This is a genomic window from Pseudomonas sp. BN417 (genome assembly GCF_029871205.1).
In the GTDB taxonomy this organism is placed as follows: Bacteria; Pseudomonadota; Gammaproteobacteria; order Pseudomonadales; family Pseudomonadaceae; genus Metapseudomonas.
Genome location: NZ_SSOJ01000098.1, coordinates 24,353 through 30,582 on the forward strand (window position 1 = coordinate 24,353; position 6,230 = coordinate 30,582).

Here is a 6,230-nt window from a genome sequence, read left to right on the forward strand (position 1 = left end):
CGATGAGTCACGCCGGCCACCAGCGGGTTTGACCCGCCCTCGCGCCGGTCCTATATAGTCCCGGTCACTCCCCATCAAGTAGACAGCCCATGGAAGATGCCGAACTGCATGCACTGACAGCCAAGCTGGAACTGCTGATCCAGCGTGTCGAGCAGCTCAAGGCCCAGAACCGGCTCCTGCTTGCCAGCGAGAAGGCCTGGCGTGAAGAGCGCGCTCATCTGATCGAAAAGAACGAAATGGCCCGGCTCAAGGTCGAAGCGATGATTTCGCGCCTGAAAGCCCTGGAGCAGGATTCATGAACCAGTCCAATACCGTCACCGTACAAATCCTCGACAAGGAATACTGCATCGCCTGCCCATCGGATGAGCGCGCCAACCTGGAGAGCGCCGCGCGCTACCTGGACGGCAAGATGCGCGAGATCCGTTCCAGCGGGAAGGTCATCGGCGCCGACCGCATCGCCGTGATGGCCGCCCTGAATATCACCCACGACCTGCTGCACAAGCAGCAGCGCCTGGACCAGGAAGCCACGTCCACCCGCGAGCGGGTACGCGACCTGCTGGAACGCGTCGACCACGCCCTGGCGGCGGACCCGGACGCGCACCAGGCCTGAGCCGGCTGCGACAAGGTGACGCTGCGCGAGCATTTTTGACGCAGCCGGGCCGACGCGCAGCAGTTTCCGGATCGGTTCTTGGGGTATACTCGCCGCCAGCTCCCTGGTGTGTTGGCCAGTCGGTGATGTCCCTGAGCCGATATATGCAACCACGGGGGTTGCAAGTTGGGGCCGGTGTGCATGTCCGCCTGACGGAAAGCCTTAACGCCTCCTGCAACCTCCACCTTGAACTTTCGGGTTCAAGGGCTAACCCGACAGCGGCACGACCGGGGAGTCTATTTTTTTCATGATCTGCGCCGGATCCCACTCCCGCCAGAGCCTGCGCCGCCTGCTCCGCCAGGCCCGTCGCGCACTCAGTCCCCTCCAGCAGAAGCACGCCGCCAAGGCCCTCTACCGCCAGCTCGCGCAGGATCCGCTGTTCCGCCGCGCCCGGCATGTCGCGCTCTATTTGCCCACCAATGGCGAGATCGACCCGCGCCCGCTGCTGCGCGAAGCGCAACGCCGAGGCAAGCAGGCCTATCTGCCCGTACTCAATGCCTGGCCAAGGGAAAAGATGGTGTTCCAGCGCCTGCTGCCAGGGGAAAAGCTGCGCAAGAACCGCTTCCGCATCCTCGAGCCACGCGCCAATCCGGCACAGCAGCGCAAGGTCTGGGCACTGGATCTGGTCATGCTGCCCCTGGTGGGCTTCGATGAATACGGTGGACGACTGGGGATGGGCGCGGGCTTTTACGACCGCAGCCTGGCCTACCTGGCGCGGCGCCGCCAATGGCGCAAGCCGACCCTGCTGGGCCTGGCGCACGAATGCCAGAAGGTGGACAGGCTGGAGCTGGCCAGCTGGGATGTCGCCTTGCAGGCGACCGTAACGGACAGGGATTGGTACGCGGGACGTTGACGGCGGCACTGCGATCCTTGCAGTGCCGGCCGGAACGGATTCAGGGCTGTTGCTGGATCAGGTTCTCGGGCGCGCCGCTCTGGCGTTCCCAGAGGCTTTGGGTGTAACCGGTGGTAACCACACCCAGACCGAAAATGATGACCAGTACCCAGAGAATGTCTGGCTTGCGTTTCATCGATTGCCTCCCCCTTGCAGGCAAACTTCGCGTGATGACCGATGGCGAGTTGTTGTTTTGATTGGACCGTACGGCGGCATGCAGCTTAAAGCGCGGCATTCTCCGGCAACGTGAGCGAACACGCAATTTGTGACGCCAACCGGCTGTCGGCCAGACCCAAGCTTCGAAGCCCCCAATTAAGGACGAACGTACAGGAGCAAAGTTAATGCCTTTCTGGTTGATGAAATCCGAACCCGAGGAGCTTTCCATCCACGACCTGCAGCGCCTGGGAAAAGCCCGCTGGGACGGCGTGCGCAACTACCAGGCGCGCAACTTCATGCGCGCCATGCGTCCCGACGAGCTGTTCTTCTTCTATCACTCCAGCTGCCCGGAGCCCGGCATCGCCGGCATCGCGCGGATCGCCGGCGAGACCTACCCGGATCCCACCGCCCTGGACCCGCAGAGCCACTACCACGACCCCAAGGCCAGCCCCGAGAAGAATCCCTGGAGCGCCCTGGACGTGGAATTCGTCGAGGCCTTCCCGGCGATCATTCCCCTCGCCCGCCTGCGCGAACAGGCGGTGCTGTCCGGCATGCCGCTGCTGCAAAAGGGCAGCCGCCTATCGGTGATGCCCGTGACCGAGGAAGAGTGGTCCGGGGTGCTCGCCCTGCGTTGAGTCGGGAATGGCCCTGTGCTATGAGGGAGAGGAATCTTCCGGGACACGCACATGCTGCACTTTCCTCCCGCCTGGCTGGTCCGATCAGCGCTCGTCCTGCTGCTCCTGGCGCTGTGCGGCACCAGCCTGCTGCTCTGGCGACAGATGGAAGACGCCCAGCAGGAGCGCATCCGCGACCGCGTCGGCTACCAGGCGCGGACCCTGGCCACCGAGCTGGAAACCAACCTGATCGATGAAGTCGAGGGCCTGCGCCGCATGGCCCTGGAGTGGAACCATCGCGGGCGAATCCCCCAGGACGAGTGGTCCCTCGAAGCCAATTTCGCCCTGGAGCACTTTCCCGGTTACCAGTCCATCCAGTGGATGGGCGCCGACCTGCGCATACGCTGGGTGCTGCCCGAGACGGGCAATGAAGCCGCCAGGGGCTTTCGCCTGACCCGCAACCACCCCAACTTCAACCTCGCCATGCAGGCCAAGGCCAGCGGCGAGGCGCAGATGTCCAACAGCTTCACCCTGGTCCAGGGTGGGCGCGGCTTCATCCTCTACACGCCGCTCTACATCAGCGATGAACCGAGCGAGCGGACCTTCGATGGCTTCCTCCAGGGCGTGTTCCGCGTCGAGTCGCTGATGGACGAACTCCTCGCCAAGCGCGACGACCGCAACTTCAGTGTCCTGCTGCTGGAGTCCGGCCAACCCATCTACCGCAAGCAGCAGCCGGAGAGCCTGGGCCAGCTGAGCCAGCGCGTCCCCCTGCACCTGCTCAACAACAGCAACTTCGCCCTGCAGCTGAGCCCGACTCCCAAGCTGGTGGAACAGCTCCGTTCGCCCCTGCCGCAGGTCGTTCTCGGCGCCAGCCTGCTCACCAGCCTGCTGCTGGTAGCGGCACTGGCCCTGGCGCTGGAGAACGCCCGCCGCGCCAGCGCCCTGCAGGCCGGCTACCGGCGCCTGAACGAGGAGGTCAGCCAGCGCGAACACGCCGAACAGGACCTGCGGGAAAGCCGCCAGCGCCTGCAACTGGTACTCGACCTGACGGACTCCAGTCAGGACGGCCTGTTCATCTTCGACCTCGCCAGCCGCGAGGTCCTGCACATGAACCAGGCCACCCATGCCAGCCTGGGCTACGACGCCGACACCTTCCGCCGGCTGCTCAAGGAGGACCCGGAGCAACTGCTGCCCGGCTTCCACACCTGGCTGGAGCTGGTGCGCCAGGCCCATCGCGATGACGACTCGGGCATCTTCCAGCGCGAAATGCGCCGCGCCGACGGCAGCCTGCAGGCAGCGGAAATCAGCGCCCAAATGGTGAGCCTGAACGGCCGCGACTACCTGATCGGGGTGTCCCGCGACAACCGCGAGCGACTGGAACTGGAAGCGCGGCTACAGCGGCTGTCCCGCCAGGACGGCCTTACCGGGCTATACAACCGGCGCTACTTCGACCGCCAGCTGGGCGGCGAATGGCGGCGCCTGCGCCGCCTCGGCGCACCCCTGGCGCTGCTGATGCTGGATGTGGATCACTTCAAGGCGTACAACGACAGGCTCGGCCACCAGGCCGGCGACGACGCCCTGCGCCGGGTGGCCCAGGCGCTGCAGCAGAGCCTGCGCCGGGAAGGCGATGTGGCCTGTCGCTACGGCGGCGAGGAGTTCGCCATCATCCTCGCCAACACCGCCGAAGAAGGTGCGCAGCACGTGGCCGAGCGGGTGATGGCGCGGATCGCCGAACTGGCCATCGAGCACCCGGCCAGCCCGGAGGGGCGCCTGACGCTCAGCATCGGCATCGCCATCTCCGACCCGGCCCGCGAAGACCAGCCCGACAGCCTGGTGTCACGCAGCGACGCCGCGCTCTACCGAGCCAAGCACGAGGGGCGCAATCGCACCTGTCTGTGGGAGAAGGGTCAGGGCTGAACGATCAGATTGTTGAATAGCAAGTCGTCCACCAGGGGCTTGCCTTCCTCGCTGTGTAGCACCTGCTGCACCTGCTTGAGCGCTTCCTGGCGGAGCTTTTCCTTGGAGTCGGAGGAACCCAGCGACTCGTCGGTCTGCTGGGAGAACAGCATCACCAACTGGTTGCGAATCAGCGGCTCGTGGCGGGTGACTTTTTCCTCGGCTTCCGGGCCGGAAACCCGCAGCGAGATATCGGCCTTGTAGTACTTCAGGCGCGGACCGGAGCCATAGTTGCCGACCAGGGACGGCACCAGGTCGATATAGGCGACCTTGGGCGCCTCGCCTTCCTTGGGCTCCTCTTCCTCGTTGGCCATGGCCAGCAGGGGAAGGGTCAGCGCCAGCAGCAATGCAGTCAGTCTTTTCACCAGGGTCATTCCTCGGGACGAATGCCGCCTAGCATAGCCAGAGCCGGGGCCAGCCCCAAGACCTCCGTTTATGCAGGCCTATCAGGCCCGGGCATGCTGATTGACCGCCCTGCCCTCCCACCTACACTGCAAGGCCACATGCCCGGGGCCCGCGCCCCAAGCCAAGGAGCCCCGCGATGAAAGCCGTCCTGTGCAAAGCCTTCGGTCCCGCCGATACCCTGGTGCTGGAGGAAGTCGCCAGCCCTACGCCTGCGAAGAACGAAATCCTGATCGACGTGTACTCCGCAGCGGTCAACTTTCCCGACACCCTGATCATCGAAGGCAAGTACCAGTTCAAGCCGCCGTTCCCCTTCTCCCCGGGTGGCGAGGCGGCCGGCGTGGTTGCCGCCGTGGGCGAGAAGGTCAGCCACCTCAAGCCCGGTGACCGGGTGATGGCGCTGACCGGCTGGGGCAGCTTCGCTGAACGGGTGGCGGTGCCGTCCTACAACGTGATGCCGATTCCCAAGGGCATCGACTTCAATTCCGCCGCCGCCTTCGGCATGACCTACGGCACCTCGATGCATGCCCTGAAGCAGCGTGCCAACCTGCAGCCCGGTGAAACCCTGCTGGTGCTCGGCGCCTCCGGCGGCGTCGGCCTGGCCGCAGTAGAAATCGGCAAGGCCATGGGCGCGCGGGTGATCGCCGCCGCCAGCAGCGCGGAAAAACTGGAAGTGGCTAAAGCCGCCGGCGCCGACGCGCTGATCAACTACAGCGAGGAAAATCTCAAGGACCGCGTCAAGGAACTCACCGGCGGGCAGGGCGCCGACGTGATCTACGACCCGGTGGGTGGCGACCTGTTCGACGCCGCCGTGCGCGCCATCAACTGGAATGGCCGGCTTCTGGTGGTGGGCTTCGCCAGCGGGCGCATCCCGGAGCTGCCGGTGAACCTGGCGCTGCTCAAGGGCGCCTCGGTGGTCGGTGTGTTCTGGGGTTCCTTCGCCCAGCGCCAACCCCAGGACAACCTGGCCAACTTCCAGCAGCTGTTCGCCTGGTACGCCGAAGGCAAGCTGAAGCCGCTGGTGTCGCAGACCTTCCCGCTGGAGCGCACCGCCGAGGCAATCAAAACCCTGGCCTCGCGCCAGGCGGTGGGCAAGGTGGTAGTCGAAGTTCGCTGAGGCTTCAACCTGTAGGGTGCGCCGTGCGCACCAACAACCCCGCGCGGGAACTGTGGGAGCGAATTCATTGGCTCTGTCTCCGTTAGCTGTTGCAGCACCGAATAGAAGCGTCTAGTACGGACCTTTCAGACCTGCGCACCTGCCTGGCACATCCCTCTCCCCCGGCCCCTCTCCCGGAGGGCGAGGGGTGACTCGCGCCTGACAGGACGCGGTAATCCTGACGCCTGTTCATTGCCTGAACCTGTGCAGAAGAGGTGGAGTAGCGACTCTGCCCCGTCAGCAGGCCGAGCGGAAGCGTTGCGCAGGGGGACGAGCGGCATGGATGCCGCGAGAGGCGTGCGGGGCCATGGATGGCCCCTCACGCCGGGCCCCCGGAGCGACGATGGAGCGAGGGAACCCGACGAAGTCGGGCCGGATGCAGGGGCGAGCGTTCTTGGTTACTTC

8 protein-coding genes and 1 other RNA gene are annotated in these 6,230 nt (G+C 65.4%); 7 read left to right on the top strand and 2 right to left on the bottom strand.

Annotated elements, in window-relative coordinates; genetic code table 11:
* Positions 1–89 precede the first annotated feature (89 nt).
* The 4 genes from E8F11_RS12285 to E8F11_RS12300 all read left to right on the top strand — a co-directional run bounded on the left by E8F11_RS12285 (position 90) and on the right by E8F11_RS12300 (position 1,502).
* Complete coding sequence (locus E8F11_RS12285) at positions 90–299, top strand: TIGR02449 family protein (RefSeq protein ID WP_028626819.1); 210 nt, start codon at positions 90–92, stop codon at positions 297–299.
* Positions 296–610 carry a cell division protein ZapA gene (locus E8F11_RS12290; protein WP_280289099.1) on the top strand — a complete coding sequence of 105 codons (315 nt, stop codon included), beginning with the start codon at positions 296–298 and terminating at the stop codon, positions 608–610. Before E8F11_RS12285 ends, E8F11_RS12290 begins: the two co-directional genes overlap by 4 nt.
* Before the next feature lie 97 nt (positions 611–707).
* Positions 708–887, top strand: a non-coding RNA gene (ssrS, locus tag E8F11_RS12295) — 6S RNA.
* Between the two features lie 9 nt (positions 888–896).
* Positions 897–1,502 (top strand): 5-formyltetrahydrofolate cyclo-ligase, encoded by a 606-nt coding sequence (locus E8F11_RS12300; RefSeq protein WP_280289101.1) that lies wholly within the window; start codon positions 897–899, stop codon positions 1,500–1,502.
* A 40-nt stretch (positions 1,503–1,542) separates the two neighbouring features.
* Here the strand turns inward: E8F11_RS12300 and E8F11_RS12305 are convergent, their stop codons facing one another.
* Positions 1,543–1,677 carry a hypothetical protein gene (locus E8F11_RS12305; protein ID WP_280289102.1) on the bottom strand — a complete coding sequence of 45 codons (135 nt, stop codon included), beginning with the start codon at positions 1,675–1,677 and terminating at the stop codon, positions 1,543–1,545.
* Positions 1,678–1,882: 205 nt separating this feature from the next.
* Between E8F11_RS12305 and E8F11_RS12310 the strand changes: the two genes are divergently transcribed.
* The gene (locus E8F11_RS12310; RefSeq protein ID WP_280289103.1) at positions 1,883–2,332 is read left to right on the top strand and encodes an EVE domain-containing protein; all 450 of its coding nucleotides are present in this window, start codon (positions 1,883–1,885) and stop codon (positions 2,330–2,332) included.
* A 51-nt stretch (positions 2,333–2,383) separates the two neighbouring features.
* Complete coding sequence (locus E8F11_RS12315) at positions 2,384–4,228, top strand: diguanylate cyclase (RefSeq protein WP_280289104.1); 1,845 nt, start codon at positions 2,384–2,386, stop codon at positions 4,226–4,228.
* Here E8F11_RS12315 and E8F11_RS12320 read toward each other — a convergent pair.
* Positions 4,219–4,632 carry a flagellar basal body-associated protein FliL gene (locus E8F11_RS12320; RefSeq protein WP_280289105.1) on the bottom strand — a complete coding sequence of 138 codons (414 nt, stop codon included), beginning with the start codon at positions 4,630–4,632 and terminating at the stop codon, positions 4,219–4,221. The two genes, E8F11_RS12315 and E8F11_RS12320, sit on opposite strands and share 10 nt — an antisense overlap.
* 176 nt (positions 4,633–4,808) lie before the next feature.
* Between E8F11_RS12320 and E8F11_RS12325 the strand changes: the two genes are divergently transcribed.
* A complete protein-coding gene (locus tag E8F11_RS12325; protein ID WP_280289106.1) occupies positions 4,809–5,786 on the top strand; it encodes an NADPH:quinone oxidoreductase family protein in 978 nt (325 codons plus the stop codon).
* Positions 5,787–6,230: the final 444 nt, after the last annotated feature.